Genomic DNA, 20,071 nt, shown 5'->3' with positions numbered 1-20,071 from the left:
ATCGCTAACGAACAAGCCTATACCTAACTATAGTGACTTTATAACTCGCTTAGTTAGGTCTAGGAGTTCAAAATGGCATTCAAAAATATCCATCTAAAGTTTAAGATCGCTCTTGGTGCGGGAATTCCCCTCGTACTGCTTGTTTTCCTTTCAACTCTTTCCATTTCTAGCTCTCGCTCCCAGGTTGAAACCAGTGGCATGGTTGACCATACCCACAAGGTAATTGAGCAAGCGATGAAGATAGAAGCTGCTGCTGTCGACATGGAAACGGGGATGCGTGGGTATTTACTTGCGGGCAAGGAAGGCTTTTTGCAGCCTTATAATAATGGACAGCAGGAGTTTTCTCGGCTGGTAACAGATCTTAAAAAAACAGTCAGTGATAACCCTACTCAAGTCAATCGACTCGGCGAGATTGAAACGACCATTAATTCGTGGTTGAACAATGTGACTGAGCCTGCCATCGCATTGCGTCGAGAAATTGGCCATGCCAAAACCATGGATGACATCTTTGATATCATCGCAGAAGCGAGAGGTAAGGTTTACTTTGATAAGTTTCGTGGTCAAGTCAGTTTGTTTATCGAACGAGAAAGTAAGCTGCTTAAACAGCGTCAAGAAGAGAACGAATCAAACTTCAACAATAGCGTTAGCTTATTAGATCAAGTGAACGACCAAAGCTTCATGTCAGCGCAAGACTATCGAAAACTATCTTCCTCTTTAAATTCGTTGAATGAGGCGAGTGGTTGGGTGAACCATACCCATAAAGTCATTGAAGCTGCACAACTAATCTTAGCATCCGCAGTTGATATGGAAACCGGGATGAGAGGCTTTTTATTAGCTGGGCAGCCACAATTTTTAGACCCTTATAACCAAGGTAGTGAGAAGTTCCACCAAGATATTGCTTCATTAAAGCAAACCGTGAGTGACAACCCAGCTCAGGTGAAACTACTCGATGACATGAAAATAACCATCGATGAATGGCAGAAAGAGGTAGTCTCACCAATCATTCAGTTAAGAACGGATATCGGTGATGCTAAGAGTATGAATGATATGGCGGCCTTGGTTGGTGAGGCGAGAGGGAAAGTCTATTTTGATAAGTTCCGCTCTCAAATTGCTGATTTCATTGCAATGGAAGATGAATTGCTGATCGAGCGTCAAGCCGCAGCAGAAGGGGCGGCGAGTTCGATGGAGAATACGTTAATTCTCGGTACACTGTTGGCCATTGTTCTTGGCTCTGTGATTTCGTGGGGAGTAATCAAAGCGATCACAGAACCTGTTTCCGAAGTGGCGAAGGGCCTTGAACTGCTTGCTGATGGGGACTTAACCGCAACGATATCCGTTGCGTCTAAAGATGAACTGGGCCAGATGGCTCGAAGCTATAACCAAGCCGTAGAAAAAACCAATAGTGCAATGACTCAAGTGCTTTCAACAACCGATGAGGTGGTCAGTGGCTCTGTTGCCATCAGTCAAGCTAACATTGATATGACTAGAGAGCTTGAATTGCAATCGGATAAAGTCGCGCAAATCTCAGCGTCGATTGAGGAAATGGCAGTCAGTATTCAAGAGGTGGCGACTAAGTCTGCGGATGCCACGGCGCGAGCTCAAGATGCTGGGGTGACAGCAAACTCAGGTGGACAAATCGTTTCAAGTACCATTGAGGGAATGAACTCTATCAACGAAGCAGTATCGGCGTCATCCAATAGTGTGGCCGAATTGGGTAAACGCGGTGCTCAAATCGGTGAAATTATTAATGTGATTAATGATATCGCAGAGCAAACCAACCTTCTTGCGCTCAATGCTGCAATTGAGGCTGCTCGTGCGGGTGAAGCGGGTAGAGGCTTTGCCGTGGTGGCAGATGAGGTTCGAGCCCTTGCTGATAGAACCACCAGCGCGACCAAAGAAATTGGCGAATCTATTGAGGCCATCCAAAGTGAAACCAATGAAGCGGTGAATCGAATGGAAGCAGGTACAAGCCATGTTCACGAAGGGCTTAGCCTTGCGACTGAGGCGGGTAAAAGCTTGGAAGAAATTGTAAGTGGCGCGCAAGAAGTGGCGAGTATGATTGACAGTATTGCTGCTGCCGCTGAGGAGCAGTCTCTTGCAAGTAGTGAAGTGGCGAAAAATGTTGAAAGCGTGTCAGAAGCATCACAAAATGCCAATCAGCAAGCGGGGGTTGCGTCCGGCTCAGCGCAAGAACTTGCGAATAAAGCCGAATCACTGCGACAGATGGTGAATCAATTTAAGGTGTAAGAATCAAGGCTGGTTAATAACCAGCCTTTGTTTTTGTATTGAGTGACTTTCTGAGTGATAGCCAAGCGATCGTTGCCCAGCCAATCGCTTGCAGCCACAGCAAAGCGTATTGGTTAGCAATACTTGGCCATTCCCCGCCCATTTGATTGAGTCTCAGAAACCCTTGAATAGCAGGTGTACTCGGGAATAGCTGTGACAGCCAAACAATCGCTGTAGGTATCGCTTCTATTGGCCATATAAAACCGGCACTAAAGATAAGCGGCATAGAGCTTATCAATACAACTAAAGTAACCAATTCTCGTCGAGGTGTAATGCTGCCAAGCCAGACGCCAATTGCGCTAGAGGCAATTAAAAAAGGTAGAAGTAGGGTGAGTAGATTCCCAATGCTAGCTAACTGACTGATGCCATGCATAGTAAAGCTAGCCCCAAAATAGTAGCAGCTAAGTAAGTAGTAGATAGCAACAAGGATACCTGTCCTAACGCTCAGTAGTTTGAGTGGCGCAACTTGATTCCAATATCCATTACCGTGCTTCTGAGTTCCACCGACTAAGCCAGCCGCCATCGCAAGTGTTTGTTGCAAAATCAATACGAATACGGCTGGAACAACATAGTCGACATAACCCATGCGAGGGTTAAAGGTTGGCTTTAAGTTCAGCTTCGTCGCCGCGTATTGTTCACTGGCCAATGATAAGGGCTGACCGTCAAGCACCAGCTTAGCGACAGTCGTCTGTGCGGCTAATGTTCCGCCTGCTTGCGCTAATCCTTCAACGATTGTGCCGTATACCAAGAAATAGGAAGCATCGCCCGCGTAAGCAAGCGTCGGGCTTTTGCCAAGCATAAGGTCTTTGTAGAAGTGCTCAGGTATGACCAAAATCCCGCTAACTTCACCTGCTAGGAACGCTTGATGCGCCGCTTCCACACTGTAGTCGCGTTGAACCACCTTTACCTGTGGTGTCGCATCAACCATCCTCTCTAGCTTAAAGCTGGTTTGGCTTTGGTCCAGGTTAACGATACTGATCTCTTGCTCACGTGGAGTCTGGTGACTGTATGGGAGCGGATAGAGAAAAGAGTAAAACAATACCCCACCAAAAACGGTTAATGCTACTACAGGGTTGGTGACAATCGCTTTGAGCTCTGACTTAATGAGTTCGATGATGGTCATTTTGTCACCTCATTTGATAGATGCTTTTTAATCAGTGCGAAGGTCAGAAGCAAAGGTAAGGCATAGCCAAATATTGGGAGTAGATGACTAAGAGACGTCGTCCATGCTTGACCGTAGCTGACTTGGCTTACTTGGACTTCAATATAGTGACTAATTGGCAGCAGACTGCGCCACATTTGCGCGAGACTACCCATGTCGGTCACTGGGAAGGTGATGCCCATAAATGCAAAGCTCGGCGCGGTGAAGGCACCTGCGAAACTCATCGCACGTGCTGCATCTAGGGTCAAAAAGAAAAACATACTGCCCATCACCATGCACGCAAGGATCGTTGCCGCTTGAGCAATGACAAGCGTTAAAAAGCTGCCGTTCATTGGCCATTTAAAGCCTAGATAGAACCAACACAAAAAACCGAAGCCTTGCAGCGCAAATACCCAGTAGTAGGGAGCGAGCGTTGAAAATAGGCTTCGCATTGGCTGATTGGCCAACCAAGGTGATAATCGACGGTCTCTTAAATTGGCCGCTAGGATAAGAATCGTGGTGACAACGATTACTATCTGCCACAGAGCTGGAATGATCGCTGAGACTAAAAACTGCGCGTAATTCGAGTTCTTATTAAATAGCGGAGTAATTTGGGTACGTACCGGAACAGCGTTACCCATGGCAGAAAGCAGAGTAGAGTTACCAGCAGCGAGACCTTTCATGGTGCTTAGCTCAGCGTTAAACGTGCCTTGCGCCTGTAAAAATGCGGAGTTTAACAGCTTTCCGATTAGAATCATTTGGCTGTTGTAGAACACACTCACTTGGGGCGTTAACTGCTTGTAGATCTCTTGATCGAATTGATAAGGAATAACGGCATAGGCGTAAACATCCCCGTTGATAAGGGCTTGTTTCGCTTCATGTACGCTGGTAAATGTTTCGCTGACGTGCATAGCAGGCGTCGCATCGTAATAGCGCACCAATTTTTGTGAAAGTGCACTAGATGATAGGTCCACGACACCAACGGGTAAATCACGGGCAATACCTTGTGAAAATATTGCCCAAATCATTACTGCCAGCAGCAAAGGGATCCAAGTTACACTGGATAATAGCCATTTATCGCGGCGAACGATTTCCAGTTGAGAGGTTGGGTTGGTATGCATAATTGCTGCTGCGCTTAGTTGATTTCTACTGCTAGGCTCATACCCATACGAAGACCGCTTTGTGGCTCGGTAGGGCGAGCTTCCACTTCAAATGTTCGCAGATCAAAACCTTGTGAGGCATCGGTTGAACGCCACGTCGCAAAATCACCCATCACCGCAACATGGCTCACTTTAAACTCGATGGTTTTGTCTAAAGCAGGCAGATATGCATTAAAGGTTTGGCCTTTTTCGAAATATTTAAGCTGGTCTTCACGCACATTGAGCATTGCCCATGAATCTTGAGTGTCAATGACGGTTACGACAGGGAAGCCTTGCGGTGCCAGTTCACCGCTTTGTAGCAGAACCTGAGAAACCTCGCCGTTAAACCAACTTTTAATTGTGGTGTCTTGGGCATAGGCTTCTACTTCCGCTACTGCGCCTGCGGCCATGCGTGCTTTCTCAGCCGCAGCAAGTTTAGTTTCGCTACGCGCGCCTTCTTCGGCCATCTTATACATTTGAAGCGCAGCGCTTTCAGTATATTTAGCCGCTTCCCACTGGGTTTTGGCTTCGTCGCGTTTTTGCTCGGCGATAACGCCTTCGTTGAAGAGGTTATTAACGCGAAGGTAGGTTTTCTCCATCAACTGAGCGGCGGCTTTTGCTTTTAACCATTGATCTTTAGCAGCCTGAATCTGCTGGCTACGAGCGCCTTTATTGGCTTCCATCGCTAAGGCACCAGCTGCTTTTTCGCCTGCTTTGGCCTGTTCTAGTTTGGCTTCAATCTCTGGGCTGTGAAGGGTAAAGACTAAATCACCTTGTTTAATCATCTCGCCTTTACGAACCAGCACTTGGTCAATACGCCCCGGCACTTTGGAAGAAATGCTGTATTGCTGAGATTCGATTTGACCTTGTAAGCGAATCGGTTGTGGCTGATAAGCTTGGTAAAAGCTATAGCCGACCCAAGAAGCGACACCAAATGCAGCGGCAGTCAGTAAAAGTGTTTTTGCATTTTTCATCTTGGATCCTTATAAACTCGAAACGTTGATTGCGTTATGTTGGTACTGGCTAAATGAACTCATCTCATTAGAGAGAGCCAATAGCTTAGAAAGTGAGATTAGGTAATTAAAACTTGCTGCAGCCTTTTGCGTTTGTACGCTCGCTACATAAAGTTGTGCGTCGACCACATCGGTTGATGTCGAAAGGCCTTGAGTGAAGGCTTTTTCTCTCAGTTTGAGATTTTCTTGTGCCAGTTCGATGCTTGATTGAAGACCAAGCACTTCTTCTTGAGCCTGTTGAGCTTCGAGATAAGTTTTTTGCACCAATACCGATAAGTCTTGTTTGGCTTGAGCTTTTAAGTAACGAACTTGAGAAACCGCGCTATGGGCCGCTTTCACTTGCTCGCTGCGTCCGCTGTTTTCAATTAGGGGAATATTCACACCGACACCAACCAGCCAGTCTGGCTTCATTTGGCTGGCAAGGGAGTCATCTTCATGCAGGCTGTAGTCCCCGTAAAGGTAAACCTCTGGGTAGTATTTGCCTTTCTCTGCATCAATCAGGCTATTTGCTTGTTTCTCTTTCGAATCAAGTAGTGCTAGCCCAGGGTAGGTGGCCAATGTGCGTTCAACGAACAAGCTTTGCTCGGGTAAATTCTGGTTAATGAAAAGACCATCGGCAGGCTCAACCGTGCTGGTTTGATTGAGAATTTGGGTCAGAGCTGACTGTGCGATTTCCAAACTCTTTTCGGCTTTCTTGCGTTCAATGGTGGCTTTATCTAACGCAGATTCGGCCTGTAAGCGCTCAACACGAGCGATTTGACCTTGCTGCTCTAACTTAACCGCATTGTCACGGTGCTTGGTCAGCCCTTGTTCGACTAACTGGCGAGTTTGAACCACTTCCTGAGCAAGTAGAACGGAAAAATAGTATTTACTTAAGTCTTCAAAGCGCGCTTGGGTTTCCATCGCAAGTTCACTCTTGGCTTGCTCTTTTTTCCCTTCTGCGGCGGATTGAGCGGCATTAATGCGCCCACCGGTGAAAATTGGCCAAATGGCGCGAATGGACGAAGTAAAAATGTCTCGCTCGCTGATCGTCGATGTTATGCCACCGATCTGCGCCAGAAGCGGGTTGAGCACAGGGCCAAGGTTCGGGAGATGCTGTCCGGTACTTTCAAACAGTTGTTTGCCTGACACGGTGACATCGGTATCCAAACGTGTGTAGTTGGCACCAATCGAGACAGAAGGGAGATTAAGATTGCCGGTCGCACTTTCAAGGTGCTGATAGCGTTCGACATTAGAACGTTGTGCCGCGAGAGAGTTGTTTTCTTGCTGCAATACCTGCCAAGCTTGGTCAAAACTAATTGGCGCGGAGTAGGCGAAAGGAGAGGTGAAACTGACACAACCTATCAATAGCGCAATTGGACGCAATGACATATTAATGTTCCCGAACTGTTAAAAATTAGAGTTTATACTCTAATTGTTTTTTGTACAACAGAGCACCAGCAGTATAGATCAAAAAAAGGGGCCGCGAGGCCCCCAATACATAGGAATGTAAATACTATTGCTCGACCTTAGCCGGGGTCGGCCTTAGCTTTTGGAACAGCTTTACAAAGAGTGGGCTAAATAGCACCAAAACAGCCAAAATGGTAAATGTCATCGTGATAGGGCGTTCCCACAGGAAGCTCAGTTCACCATCACTGATCATCAATGCGCGACGAAGGTTTTCTTCCATCAAGCCGCCAAGAATGAATCCAAGTAGCAGCGGTGCGAGCGGGAAGTTCGCCAATCTCAGAGCAATAGCGGCCATCGCAATCAACAGCATGATGAAGACATCCATGGTATTGAAAGAAACTAGGTACACGCCAGTGATAGAGAAGAACAAAATCATTGGTAGCAACACCGTGCGCGGCACTGCAAGTAGCTTAGAGATGTACGGGATTAGCGGCAGGTTCAAGATAACCAGTACGATGTTACCAAAGTACATAGAAATAATGACCGACCAGAAGACGTCTGGGTGCTCAACAAACAGGCGAGGGCCAGGTTGAATACCGTAAGCGATAAGGGCACCAAGCATGATAGCAGTGGTACCAGAACCAGGGATACCAAGAGTCAATAGCGGTACGAAAGAGCCACTAGATGCCGCATTATTTGCTGATTCAGGTGCCACTAGACCACGGATACTACCTTTACCAAACTCTTCTTTTTTCTCTTTAGGAGCAAGGTTACGTTCCATACCGTAGCTTAAGAAGGCCGCGATAGTCGCGCCTGCGCCTGGTAGAACACCAGTGAAGAAACCAAGAATAGAAGAACGGATTGAAACAGGTGCAACTTCTTTAATCTCTTCTTTGGTGACTTTCATGCTACCAATATTGCTCATCTTATTCTGTTCATCAGAACGAGTGTCTTGCTCAGGCTTAAGAATTCCCATCAAGGTTTCGCCCAATGCAAATGTCGCCATCGCAAGAAGAAGGAAGCTAAAGCCATCCATCAGGTCAGTCAGGCCGAAGGTGAATCGTTCAACACCGACACCCTTATCGATACCAACGGTTGATAGCATAAGACCTAAGATGGTCATCATCCACGCTTTGATTACTTGCCCCGGTCCTGCGAATGCCGCTACCGCTGACAGACCAAGAAGCATCAGAGCGAAGTAGTCCGATGATTGGAAACTCAGCGATACGTTTGCCAGAGCAGGAGCTGCAACTAACAGCATGATTGCTGACAATGTACCACCAGTAAATGAAGAGTAGGCAGCTAACGCCAGTGCTTTACCTGCTTGGCCTTTTTGAGCCATCGGGTAGCCGTCAAACGCGGTTACAACGGTAGAAGAACAGCCAGGCGCGTTAATTAGAATTGAAGAGGTTGAACCACCAAATACCGCACCATAGTAAACACCTGCCATAAGGATCAGACCAGAAGAAGGGTCTAAGCCGTAGGTGATTGGGATCATGAGCGCGATGGCAGAAATAGGGCCTAGACCCGGCAACATACCAATGAATGTACCTACGAAACACCCAACAACCACCATCATGATGTTCATTGGCATTACCGCAGTAGAGAGGCCTTGTAAGATTCCGTCTAACATAATGTCATTTCCCTTAAATTACGACCAAATGGTGAAAATAACACCAGGCTCTAGGTAGATATCCAGGCCTTGGGTAAGAAGAAGATAAAAAGCGATTACAAACGGGAAAGAGGCGCCAAGCAGCACAGCTTTACGTCGTTCACCCAGTAGGTAGAAGCCAGCTAATAGGAACAAACTGGTCGCAATGACAAAACCAAGATAGGTAAGACCTACGCCATACAGAGCCATTAGCACTAAGAAACCAATCAGAAGTTTCCAGTTAAATTCAACAACTGCACCACTTTTTACATCAGGTTGGCCAGTCACAAGTAAAAGTAAGGAAAGTCCAATACCGATAAACGTTAGCAAAGTAGGTAGCGTTCTAGCTGTAAAGGGTTCGTATTCGTCTCCGGGAAACAGTGGGATCTGGGTTGTCTGGTAGCCGTAGCATAGACAGACAAGTAGAAAAATCATCGCGCCAACACGATCGCGGCTGAGGAGGTTTTCTTTAGAGAAAAAGTTCCCGTTATTGAAAGAGTTCGTTGGCAAATCCGACATATCCAACTCCATGTGACAGGTATAGAAAGAAAAAAGCCGTACATGAGGGTTAATGAGCATGTTTCACTAACAAATAAGCCGCTTGCTGCTAGTCAAAGGCTTAACTGTCTATAAATAAACAGAGGAGATTGTGTAGTTAGCTCATGTACGGCGAAAGGGGTATAAGGGCGGTGCAAGTCGCCCTTAAACTTCTTTGCAGGAAATTACTTCAGGAAACCAAGCTCACGCATTAGGTCGCCCATTTGCTGCTCCTGGTCTTCTAAGAAAGCGTAGAAGTCTTTGTCCGCTTTGTAGTTGTCGATCCAACCGTTGCGGTCACGAACCACTTGCCACTCGTCTGTGTTGTACATCTTAGTCAAAGCAGCGTTCCACTCGTCGATCTTCTCTTGGCTAGCGCCAGGAGCTGCGAAGAAACCGCGCCAGTTAGCAAAGACTGTTTCGTTACCGTATTCAGTTAGAGTTGGGATCTCTGGAGCTGCATCTAGACGTTTAGGCGCTGTAACTGCAAGGATCTTAACTTGGCCAGACTTCGACATTTCTAGAACTTCACCTAGACCTGTTGAAAGTAGCTGAGTTTCACCTGAAAGTAGTGCAGCCATTGCTTTGCCGCCCGCATCATATGCGATGTAACGTACTTTCTTAGCGTCGAAGCCTTCGCCTTTAAATGCTGCTGCAACTACTAGGTGGTCCATGCTGCCGCGTGCTGAGCCGCCAGCGATTTTCACTTTACGTGGGTTCGATTCGAACTCTTTTACTACGTCTTCCCAAGTGTCGTACTTAGAGTCAACAGAAGTAACAATTGCGCCGTAGTCAGCAATGGTCGCCGCTACTGGAGTTAAATCGCGGAATGATTGAGGGAAAATACCCGTTAGTGAGCGAACAACGATAGGCGTTGAGTTCACCATTAGCGTATCTTCTTGGCGTTCTGCTGTTTCGATTAGGTGCGCGATTGCTTTACCGCCGCCGCCACCAGATAGGTTTTGGAAAGAGACATTTTCAACGATATCAGATTTAACTAATACGTCACCAGTACCACGAGCTGTCATGTCCCAGCCACCGCCAGCGCCACCAGGGATTAGAAAGTGGATTTTCTCAACATCAGCGGCCATTGCGCTAAACGAAAATGAAGCTGCGATGATCGAAGCCGCCAGTGTTGGTTTTAGTACCTTAAACATGATTCACGTTCCTTATGTATGTGTACATTCTTCATTGAAAATGTACTTATCATTATGAATTTACTATCAGCAAGGGAGGGAAGCTTGTTGATAGATGTGATTAAGGTTAAGAGCTTGTTACATTCCTGTCTCTAATGCGTTGATAAAAACAATATTGAGCATTTTGGGGGTTTTGTTCATAAAGTTCACGAGATCGACTATCGAACCGGATGCACATCAAAGTGAGTGACTTTCATCCCATTTGTAGGCCGAACTGTGAATGAGATCTCCCTGGTTTTATCGAATAGTGTATTGAAGTGCGTTTGGTTTCATTTGATAATTGACCAAGCCAATTGAAATTAAGAAATCAATTGCACAATAAAATTAGCGCCATGGAGGCACGAAAATGAGTAAAACGTCTAGGGAAAGCCGAAAATACTCAATAAAGTTTACAGTCGGCAGCATGTTTCTATTTGCCACCGCGATTACTGCTTGTGTCGCGATAAGTCTGCAGTACCACTTTGGAAAACAGATGTCGCAAGAAGCAGTATTGGCCAAGCTGAAAATAGCGTCATCTGATGTCAGTGAATATCTTCAGCAGGTAGAAATGAACGCGACGAGCAGCGTTCGTATATTGCGTGGTGTATCTACAACGATTGACCACAAGTTTTCTGACCACGAAATACGTGACATTTTTACCCAAATCCTTGATGACAACCCTTTGTTTTATAGTCTTTATTTCGGCCTAAATAATGACAATTTTTTCCAAGTCATCAACCTAGAGTCATCCCCAGTTGTTAGAGACCGAATTGAAGCGTCCCCAGATGATCGCTGGGTTATTATTAAGATTACTGGGCCCGAAGCACATCGTATACGCACAACGGACTACTACACGTCAGACTTTACGCTTACCAAGAGCATTAAAGAAGAAAGCAATTATTTCCCGACTCAAAGACCGTGGTACGTAGGTGCTAAGGGAAATAATGTATTCAAAACCGATCCTTACCTTTTTCAGCACTTAAAAATTACTGGTCAAACTTACTCAATCGAAAGCAAAAAAGGTGCGATTGGTATTGATGTGGTGCTCTCTGCGGTTAATGAGAAAATCACCGCAACAGAATTAGGTCTAAGTGAAGGAAGCGGCGCCGAGTCTTTTATCTTCAATGACAAAGGGGAAGTGATTGCGTCGAATATTGCCTTATACCAAGAAGTCAATATTCCTGACTCTGCTCCACTGGGGTTATCTGCTCAGAATCAGGCGTTAATTGATTCGACCGAGTCTCTAATGGTCTCTAATCAAAATGATTGGGGGCCTTATGATTATGCTCAGTCAGGTCTACCGAAAGGTTACGCCATTGATGTATTGAACTTGATCTCAGACAAAACAGGTTTGAAATTTGAGTTTATCAATGGCTTTAGCACGGTTGAACTCGCAGAGAAATATAGAGTGGGAGATTTGGATATTCTTCATTCTGTACCAAGCAACATCGACACAATAGGCGTACGAAGCGGCACTATGTTTGAAGGGGAGCTGGCATTGGCTGCTAAAGTGACGCAGAGCGTACCTAAAGACTTGAACAACTTATTGTCACAACCAGTAGGTGTTGTTGGTGGTTTTGAGATGAAATCTTGGCTCTCGAAAAGGTATCCACACCTGAACATTGTTGAACTTGAGAGCCTTGATGACGCTAAAGAAGCGCTCATGAAAGGGGAACTAAATTATCTTGTCGATACTTACCACACTCTTGGCGAGCTTAATGAATTGGTTATTGAGCAGACCGTCGCTGTAACCAAACTCCAGAATGTGGACCCTATATCGTTCCATCTCTATATGAAGGAAGAAAACAGCGCACTGGTTAATCTTATCAATCTAGCGATAGAAGCAATTTCCCCTGAGCAGCGAAGTGCACTGAGAAAGAAATGGTTAGACACAAACCAGTGGCGAGGCACGTTCGTTCCATATCCCGAGCTTTATCAACTGTCCCGAAGTGTGGAAAGCCTAAACCAAATCAGAAAAATCGCGCTGGGTGGTGAGGAAAAGTACGTATTTATTACGGAAATGAGCTCAGGCAATCATGACAAAGAATATTTTGCGGTGTTGGTACCCAACTCGGTGATCATGGCTAAAATCATTCCTGAATTGGTCACGTCTATTGCCGTGACCACTGCAGTGATGCTTTGCCTTATGCCTTTAGCATGGAGATTCAGTGCGCCGATCGTTAAACCAATTCGTGCGCTTCGTGTGGAAACTCAGAAAATTAAAGCGCGCCAGTATGATCAACTGAACGGAGTCGAAACACGGATAAAAGAGGTGCACGAGTTATCGCAATCAATAGCGAACATGGGGGCAGAACTTGATAGGCATGAAAAACAACAAGAAGAGTTTGTTGAAGCCTTCATTAAGCTGATTGCGCAAGCGATCGACGACAAATCACCTTATACCGCAGGACACTGTAACCGTGTTCCAGAACTAGGACTGATTTTGGCGAAAGCTGCTGAAGAGTGTAACACGGGCAAATTTAAAGATTTCCAATTTGCCAATGATGATGAGCGTAGGGAGTTTAGGATAGCAGCTTGGCTACATGACTGCGGAAAAATCACCACGCCAGAGCATATTGTAGATAAGGGAACGAAGCTCGAAGCAAACTACAACCGGATCCATGAGATCCGTATGCGCTTCGAAGTACTGTGGCGTGATGCTGAGATTAAGTACCTCACTGGTCAGTTAGCTGAGACCACTAATAAAGAACAGGCGTTGGCGGACCTTAAACAAGAAAAAGATGCTCTTAAAGAAGAATTTGCATTTATTGCTCGTTCAAATGTAGGAGGGGAATTTATGGGAGAGGAGTCGATTGCCCGAGTAAGGTCCATTGCTTCAAAAACATGGCAAAGGAACTTTGATGATAGGCTTGGTTTGTCTCCCTTTGAAGAGCTAAACAAGCAACATGTTGAGTCAACCTTACCTGTATTAGAGCCACTATTAGCTGATAAACCAGAGCACATCATAAAACGGATACGTCCGCTGGTCTTCGATGAAAAATTTGGTATTAAGGTTGAAGTCCCTGAGCATCTCTACAACCTTGGCGAAGTGTACAATTTATCTATTTCTAGAGGTACGTTGACGGCAGAAGACCGTTTTAAGATCAATGAGCATATGATTAGTGGTATCAAGATGTTAGAAGCGTTACCGTTTCCTCCAGAGCTCAGTCGTGTCCCTCGTTATGCCTCAACTCATCACGAAACGTTAAAAGGGACAGGTTATCCACGCAAACTAACGGATAAAGATATTTCAGTCCCAGAGCGTGTGCTGGTTGTCGCGGATATTTTTGAAGCGCTGACCGCTGCTGATAGACCTTATCGCAAAGCAAAACCGATTAGTGTCGCTATCGACATCATGCATAAAATGGCAATGGATGAGCACATTGATATGGAACTGTTTATCTTATTCTTAGAAAGTGGTGCTTACTTAGAGTATGCGCAGAGATTTCTTCCTCAAGAACAAATTGACCCCGTTGATATTAACAAGTACTTGTCTCAGACTGCCGTCGCCTAGTGCGGAAAAATGTGGAAAGGAAATGAAAAAAGCCGCACTTGTATAGTGCGGCTTGCTATAGAAAGGATAGGGAAATTAGTCGCGGTCTTGGTCAAAATCACCGTGGAAGTGATCATGGTCAGAGACGCTGTCTGCCGCTTTTAGCTTCTCACCAATACGCAGTTTATCGACAGGTTCGACATCAGCACTAAACGCGCGTACTTGTGGCGCAGGATCTGCCTGTTGCTCAGGGAAGATTGGCTGACTAAATGCATAGAAGGTTGTTACGTAAGCAAGTGACTGGGTGTTAACATACAGCGCTTTTTGGCTGATGTTATTTAGGTCATCACATGCTTTGTGGTAACACACATCGTACGCAACATCGATCTCTCCACCAAATAGCTCGGCTTCTTGTGCTGATTTAACTTTTTCAGCACCGGTAAACAAACCACCAAACGCCACGCCCCAATCGGCGAAGCCCGCATAGTCTGAACGTTTTGAAAGTGCTTGAGGTACAGTGCCTTCTTTCTTGTTATCAAAGAAGTCATTGAACTTAGATTCAATGTGAGAAGTGCCGTATGGAGGAGTGAAGTCACCCGTATAAGCGTTATCAGGACTGTCTTTCGTATCAGATAAGTCACCATCCATTACGCCGAAGACGTAGTTTGGTGACCCGATCATATCGAAGTTTAGATAAAGCTTAATTTTGTTGAGATCATTGTAACGCGCTTCAACCATTTCAATTTGTTCTGGGGTGAACTGACTTGGATCTTCAAGCTCAAACTGAGCCAAAATTTCTTGCTGTGCTTGATTGTACAGCGGACCAAAGAGCTCGTTGGTATAGTACTCAGATCCGACTAACCCAGCTTCTTCAGCTGCCCACCATGCGAAACGTACTTTGTTTTTTACGGGTGCTTTAAGTTCAGCAAGTGTAACTGCATATTCTAATAGGCCAGCGGTGCCAGAGCCGTTGTCGTTGATTCCTGGACCTTCAGGAACGGAATCTAGGTGAGCACCCAGCATGATGATCTGACTGTCATCGCCCCCTTTGGTTTCGGCGATGATGTTTTGTGTTACTACCATTTCATCTTGAACGTTGATATTCAAAACGACATTAACGTCGCCAGTTTGGCTTGCGTCATACCACTGCTTACCAAGATCGAAGCGTGCGCCGAAAGCGGGAATTGTCGCCGCGCTATCACTTCCCAATGTGCCATTTACGACACTGGTGCGGCCTTCGCTATTACCTTGGTTGAATACGATGACGCCTTTTGCACCAGCGTTCTGAGCGTTGATGACTTTTGCGTCAAAGCTACAGCCACCGCGCTGAATAACAGCAACTTTGCCCTGAACGTCTATACCATTGAAATCTGATGCTTCACAGCCATCGGTGCTGTCGTAGTCAGTGGCATCAAAGCGGAAATCCGGCGTGATAAAGGCCGCAGTCGCGCTAATCGTACCGTTTGAGTTACCAGAGTATGACATAGCAGCAAAATCTGCTTCTTGGCCTTCAGCGGCAGTTCTAACGCCAACGAGTTCTGAACCCGCGACATTAAGTGACGTTCCAGCCAGTTCTTCCCACGCTCGGAAATCGAACTCTTGAACACTGACGTTGTAGTCGTGGTCTTGCATGGTTTCGATGATGTATTCAACTGAGTATTTGTAGCCATCGGTTCCTGCTGCACGAGTTGTAGAGTTGCCATCGGTAGTAACTGATGCTCGTCCCTCTAGCTCGGAAAGGTGTTCTACTACTGCTTTTCGGTCGATTTTATTACTGACGTGTTTCGCCGCTTTTTCAGGATCATCCCAATAACATCCAGATAGCAGGGTAGCACTGATAACGCTGGCGAGAATTGTTTTTGTTGTTGTAATGCTTACTTGCATGTGTGACTCCTTGTATTAAATAAGCCCCCCATGGTTGCTGAAATACAAGGTTAAGAAAATGTTAATTAGAGTAAAGTTCCTAAATTCGGAATCCATATCAATTAACTTTTACCTATTAATTTTATGAATTACATCTTGGTTCGGCAGGTAATCACAGATTCAACGATTCTAGTAACACTCTAATAAATAGGGGAATTATGCCGAGCTACCTACCAGATTATTTATCGAATGGGCGGCTTAGCGAGAAGTCGTTGCGCACGGGTAATGGATTGTAAAATTAGCATCTGATAACGAGCTGGAAGGGCGCTAGTATCAGGTTCGCTGGTTTGTTGGCAAAAAAAGATGATGCTTTGCATTTGAAATGGGTGGCATTGATACAAGCTTTGGACGGACACGGCTATCGAGAAAAAGTCATCCTTCGCATGCGTGCGCCCTTGGCGTAAGTGTGGATTGGGTGCGCTAAACCTTGGTGATATAGAGCTGTGTGGGAAAGATGCGTAATTTACGCCAATCGGTAAGACGCTGCCGAAATCGACAAGTCTGATGCTTCTATCTTGAGTGATAAGAATATTGGCCGGTTTGATATCACCATGGATGTAACCGAATGAGTGTAAATGGTTAAGCGCATTTTGCAGCGATTCGAGTAGTGAGTTTATCTCAGGTAACTCAAGACCAGATGTACTTAGTACCGCACCTTCTTCAAATGACAGCAATAACCAATCATAAGAGGCGTCGTTTCCAGAAGCTAGATATGTCGGCCAATAGGGGCTTTGATGCTCACTGAGGAACCTAACTTCATTTGCCAGTTGCGCTCTCGCCAGTGGTGTTTCTGCGACCTTAAGGCTTACCCAACCGTAGCTTTGGCTATAGCCTTTATACACGCAGTGACTGAGATTAGAGCATTGAGACAACCCCAATGCTCTAAACAGAGGTGCGTACCTGTCTGCAGAGTCTATTTCTTTAGCGATACGCGCCATGCATTAAATACTCGATGGAAGTGAAAATGCAGAGAAGAAATTAGGCACAAATGGATTGTTTTGTCCTTGTGTCTTAATGTTCAACTCGACTTCGCTACCACCATGCGAGAACTTAACTTGAGTCGTTTGTGATGTCGTTGATACGACTCTTGGTGTAATCAATCTGAACCAAGCCCAGCTTCCATTGAAGGTTTCGTTCGCGATTTGATTACCTTGAGAGAGTAACCTGAAGCTAATGGTGTCCTTATCTAAGTCACTCGCTGACCACGATTGTTTACTCCAAAGGCGAGGCCCGTGGCGGTAGGTAAACAGTGACTTCTCTGCATTGATGGAGAACTGAGTCAGGTTAGCACTCATCTCTTGCGCTTTAAGCTGAAACTGCAGTGACAGGTTCTGTGGATCGCTTAAGAACAACGCGTTACGAATATCTTCCGCTTTATTGATCATTTGCCAAACATTCGGGTCTAACGCTAGGCCACTATTTGGCAGCAGACCTGGTAAGAATGGTGAACGCTCATCAGTAATGAAGCCTTTTAGTTTAGTCTGATAAAAGGCATCCAAAACGCCGTTATTTTGGAAGAATGTCTTTACGTCGCTCGTAGAAGCGTCGACAGAAGAAGCTCGGTTAAACGGATAATAGGCGGCAATCGTGTTTTGATAGGTTTGGAAAACCTCTGATTGCCAAGCGTTGTTTAAGTAGCCGTGGGCAAGCAGCATGACCATTTCGTTAGTTTGGTTAGCCACACCTTTGATGATCGCCGTGGATATTGCCGGTTGACTCGATTCCATACCCGCAACAGCAGACACTGGGTTACTGACTTTGAGTTCTGCCGTTAGGGTATTGAAGGCAACTTGCTGAGGATTATCCGCAGTAAAGAATTTCTCTAACCAAGTTTCCAGCGCAGTAAACTGACTCAACAATTGGTCAATCGGCTTTATATCTTGGTTTGAGGCGGTAACTTGCTTGTGATATGGCGTAAACGCGATGTATATCTGACGAGCCGTCTCTTTCTTTTCAACATCTTGCTGCGGAGGCTGTGCACCTTCCTCTGTTTCTTTCGGCACTTCGATTTCTACCGACGTGTATTTACTAACAGTGTTGTACAGCTGCGCGAGAGGGTTGTTAGATGCGGTAGTCAGTACCGACAAAGTCGACTTTAATGTATCAGGGCTATTGATTTCGTTTACCTGAACATTGTTGACGAAATCACGCCAGTAGTTGATGTAATCGGTTTGATACATCTGCTTTAAGTCACGACTCACGCGGTACATCTCTAATGCACTTGGAGAGCTTCCTGCTACACCTTCGTAGGCTTGCAATGCTTCGCGCAGGATTGCTGAGTCGACAGAAAGATCGAGCTCGTTAAATCCTGACGGAGTAAACAGGTACGGGACCAAGTAACCGACGTAGTTCGGAGAGAAGCTTAACAACTGAGAGAAGTTCTCGCCAAGCTCTTGTCTGACATCAACACGTTTAGAGTAGGTTGATGAATTGAGAATATGCTCATAGAGAAGCGTCTCAATCCCGGTTTGATTGATGACTTTTTTCGCTAGACTCTCTAAATCAAAATTAGGCTTAACTGGCACGAGATCTTGAGCAAAAACGTCATCAAGCAGCACTTTGAGCTGAGCTAGGTTAACACTGTCAGCTGCCCCTTGATCACGCAGAGAAGACATAAAGTACAGCTTAAGCTCTTCGATATTGGTTCTGTTTGGATCAAACAGTAGTCGATAGTTATTTAGCAGCGACAGTGTCTTAGCTTGGTCTTCAAGATTTACGTAGACGAACAAGTCTTTTTCTAACGTATTTTCCATTGAAGGAATAAGCACTTTAGCAAGCTCAGTAAAGTAGGCATTTTCTACCTCTTGTTTAATCGTCGAGCTTGGCATAAACGGCAAGGTATACCACGGGTCTGGGCGTAAGTAGAGTGCGTAAATTCGATTAAGCGAATACAAGTTCGGAATGTTATCCGCCATATTCTCAATATCGTAGGGTGATGCAGCTATCGCTTCTTTGTAATGCTCAAGCATATTGTCAGCGCGGGTTTCGCGAGCATTCTGGTAGTCAAAGTCAAACTTAAGAATAGCGAGAATGGCGACCAAAGTAAGAGCACAAAAGATCGTGTAGGCACCTTGCCAAATCAGCAATAGGTTTTCTTTTTTGCGGTTTACTCCCACCAGTTCATGTTCATTTAATATCACATGACTCATGATGTGCTGCGCAAATAACGATTGGTTCACTGGCGTTTGTTGCTGTTGCTGGAACTTCTCATTACCAAGAGAATCATTGACGACGTTTGCTAGGAGGTCATATTGCTTTTCACTTGAGCCACTATGAGTGAAGTAGAAGCCTCTAAAGTTAAGGCCGTTATTGAGTTGATCGCCACGGTAGAGGCGTTGTAAGAAGTGCCACAGAGTCTGCTTCAGGAGTCCAAATTGGTAGGGCGCCGCACAGATAGAATTGCGAAACTCCTGATTCAATTGTGAAGCGAGAGCAGTGCTGGTACTTGCGATAAGTTGGCCAATTAAATGATCGTACTCCTCGTTAAACCAATCGGCATCGACACCACCGTTTTTAAGTACCGGGGAAGTTGCACCGAACACTTCGTTGCGTTTTGATTCGTCAAAGGCTGAGAAAAACTGACAGAAATCGTTAATTTGCCCCATGTTGGTGATTAAGTTGTAGATAGGTAAGTTGAGACCTAAGGCGTCATTGAATGTCTTAATGGTTGACTTCACTTCGTCCGCTTTTTGGGTAAGCAGCTCTCTATTTTCAAGCAACATTGACACTTCAGTTGTCAGCAAAATACCGTTCGCCGCTTGACGTGGTCGCCATTTGTTCAAACAACGACATAGAGTTTTGAGATACTCAGGTTGTTGGTCTTCACCCATACTCAATGAGATTAAAATTGAGTGTTCGCTTAACCAAAATAGAATTGGGAACTCGATATCATTACCAAAATCGTCGAGTTTATACGCCTCATAACCCATCTGAGTGATGATGCTTTTATCTTTACTTGGTTCGTCGCTCAGCAATAGATAAATCGGCTGATCATATCGACTGTTTAAACGCTTCTTACGTTTTTGTACGTTAAGCATACGCTTAAAGTGTTGGGCTAACAGTTTGCTGCGTTTTTGAATCAATAAGGTTTCTTGGCTAGATTTCGCTTTCTGTTTACCTTTACGTTGCATCAGCCAATAGCAAAGCAGCGCAAGTATAATGCCGCTTAGCAGTGTAATAACGATGCCGCTAATAAGGTGCTCTGGGTAGCCAAACCACCAAGTTAGTCCGCCGCCAATCATTAGAGTCAGTAGGGCGATGATCAATGACCAAACAATGCTTCGCTTACTACTCTTATTCTGAGTGGGTGTTTTTTCGCTCATCG

At 45.4% G+C, this 20,071-nt stretch carries 12 protein-coding genes; 2 read left to right on the top strand and 10 right to left on the bottom strand.

Annotated features, from left to right (window positions below; genetic code table 11):
• The first annotated feature begins 72 nt into the window (after positions 1–72).
• Complete coding sequence (locus tag ELS82_RS16045) at positions 73–2,247, top strand: CHASE3 domain-containing protein (RefSeq protein ID WP_134836372.1); 2,175 nt, start codon at positions 73–75, stop codon at positions 2,245–2,247.
• 13 nt (positions 2,248–2,260) lie between these two features.
• Here the strand turns inward: ELS82_RS16045 and ELS82_RS16040 are convergent, their stop codons facing one another.
• The 7 genes from ELS82_RS16040 to ELS82_RS16010 all read right to left on the bottom strand — a co-directional run bounded on the left by ELS82_RS16040 (position 2,261) and on the right by ELS82_RS16010 (position 10,313).
• Positions 2,261–3,409 (bottom strand): ABC transporter permease, encoded by a 1,149-nt coding sequence (locus ELS82_RS16040; protein WP_134836371.1) that lies wholly within the window; start codon positions 3,407–3,409, stop codon positions 2,261–2,263.
• Entirely contained in the window at positions 3,406–4,548 is a 1,143-nt protein-coding gene (locus tag ELS82_RS16035) for an ABC transporter permease (protein ID WP_134836370.1), read from the bottom strand. Before ELS82_RS16035 ends, ELS82_RS16040 begins: the two co-directional genes overlap by 4 nt.
• Positions 4,549–4,562: 14 nt before the next feature.
• Positions 4,563–5,540 carry an HlyD family secretion protein gene (locus tag ELS82_RS16030; protein WP_134836369.1) on the bottom strand — a complete coding sequence of 326 codons (978 nt, stop codon included), beginning with the start codon at positions 5,538–5,540 and terminating at the stop codon, positions 4,563–4,565.
• A 9-nt stretch (positions 5,541–5,549) separates the two neighbouring features.
• The gene (locus ELS82_RS16025; protein WP_134836368.1) at positions 5,550–6,950 is read right to left on the bottom strand and encodes a TolC family protein; all 1,401 of its coding nucleotides are present in this window, start codon (positions 6,948–6,950) and stop codon (positions 5,550–5,552) included.
• 124 nt (positions 6,951–7,074) lie between these two features.
• A complete protein-coding gene (locus tag ELS82_RS16020) occupies positions 7,075–8,601 on the bottom strand; it encodes a tripartite tricarboxylate transporter permease (RefSeq protein ID WP_134836367.1) in 1,527 nt (508 codons plus the stop codon).
• Positions 8,602–8,619: 18 nt separating this feature from the next.
• Entirely contained in the window at positions 8,620–9,138 is a 519-nt protein-coding gene (locus tag ELS82_RS16015; protein WP_134836366.1) for a tripartite tricarboxylate transporter TctB family protein, read from the bottom strand.
• A 203-nt stretch (positions 9,139–9,341) separates the two neighbouring features.
• Positions 9,342–10,313: a tripartite tricarboxylate transporter substrate binding protein gene (locus ELS82_RS16010; protein WP_134836365.1), complete on the bottom strand. Its 972-nt coding sequence runs from the start codon at positions 10,311–10,313 to the stop codon at positions 9,342–9,344.
• Positions 10,314–10,698: 385 nt separating this feature from the next.
• Here ELS82_RS16010 and ELS82_RS16005 point away from each other — a divergent pair, with 385 nt between their 5' ends.
• Positions 10,699–13,845: an HD domain-containing phosphohydrolase gene (locus tag ELS82_RS16005; protein ID WP_134836364.1), complete on the top strand. Its 3,147-nt coding sequence runs from the start codon at positions 10,699–10,701 to the stop codon at positions 13,843–13,845.
• A 75-nt stretch (positions 13,846–13,920) separates the two neighbouring features.
• Here ELS82_RS16005 and ELS82_RS16000 read toward each other — a convergent pair whose 3' ends face one another.
• From ELS82_RS16000 to tssM, 3 genes are all read right to left on the bottom strand, one after another.
• Positions 13,921–15,708 (bottom strand): M28 family metallopeptidase, encoded by a 1,788-nt coding sequence (locus tag ELS82_RS16000; protein ID WP_134836363.1) that lies wholly within the window; start codon positions 15,706–15,708, stop codon positions 13,921–13,923.
• 221 nt (positions 15,709–15,929) lie between these two features.
• On the bottom strand, positions 15,930–16,685 hold the full coding sequence (locus ELS82_RS15995; RefSeq protein ID WP_134836362.1) for a protein kinase domain-containing protein: 756 nt from the start codon (positions 16,683–16,685) through the stop codon (positions 15,930–15,932).
• A gap of 3 nt (positions 16,686–16,688) precedes the next feature.
• Complete coding sequence (gene tssM, locus ELS82_RS15990; protein WP_134836361.1) at positions 16,689–20,069, bottom strand: type VI secretion system membrane subunit TssM; 3,381 nt, start codon at positions 20,067–20,069, stop codon at positions 16,689–16,691.
• Between the last annotated feature and the right edge of the window lie 2 nt (positions 20,070–20,071).

This window comes from Vibrio ouci (assembly GCF_004551525.1).
Lineage (GTDB): Bacteria > Pseudomonadota > Gammaproteobacteria > Enterobacterales > Vibrionaceae > Vibrio > Vibrio ouci.
The sequence above is the reverse complement of the archived record's forward strand: the minus strand, read 5'-3'. Positions and strand labels throughout refer to the sequence as shown.

Coding starts and splice junctions, on each gene's coding strand:
- ELS82_RS16005 (WP_134836364.1), top strand. CDS start 10,699: ATGAGTAAAACGTCTAGGGAAAGCCGAAAATACTCAATAAAGTTTACA.
- ELS82_RS16010 (WP_134836365.1), bottom strand. CDS start 10,313: ATGTTTAAGGTACTAAAACCAACACTGGCGGCTTCGATCATCGCAGCT.
- ELS82_RS16020 (WP_134836367.1), bottom strand. CDS start 8,601: ATGTTAGACGGAATCTTACAAGGCCTCTCTACTGCGGTAATGCCAATG.
- ELS82_RS16035 (WP_134836370.1), bottom strand. CDS start 4,548: ATGCATACCAACCCAACCTCTCAACTGGAAATCGTTCGCCGCGATAAA.
- ELS82_RS16030 (WP_134836369.1), bottom strand. CDS start 5,540: ATGAAAAATGCAAAAACACTTTTACTGACTGCCGCTGCATTTGGTGTC.
- ELS82_RS16040 (WP_134836371.1), bottom strand. CDS start 3,409: ATGACCATCATCGAACTCATTAAGTCAGAGCTCAAAGCGATTGTCACC.
- ELS82_RS16025 (WP_134836368.1), bottom strand. CDS start 6,950: ATGTCATTGCGTCCAATTGCGCTATTGATAGGTTGTGTCAGTTTCACC.
- tssM (WP_134836361.1), bottom strand. CDS start 20,069: ATGAGCGAAAAAACACCCACTCAGAATAAGAGTAGTAAGCGAAGCATT.
- ELS82_RS16015 (WP_134836366.1), bottom strand. CDS start 9,138: ATGTCGGATTTGCCAACGAACTCTTTCAATAACGGGAACTTTTTCTCT.
- ELS82_RS15995 (WP_134836362.1), bottom strand. CDS start 16,685: ATGGCGCGTATCGCTAAAGAAATAGACTCTGCAGACAGGTACGCACCT.
- ELS82_RS16000 (WP_134836363.1), bottom strand. CDS start 15,708: ATGCAAGTAAGCATTACAACAACAAAAACAATTCTCGCCAGCGTTATC.
- ELS82_RS16045 (WP_134836372.1), top strand. CDS start 73: ATGGCATTCAAAAATATCCATCTAAAGTTTAAGATCGCTCTTGGTGCG.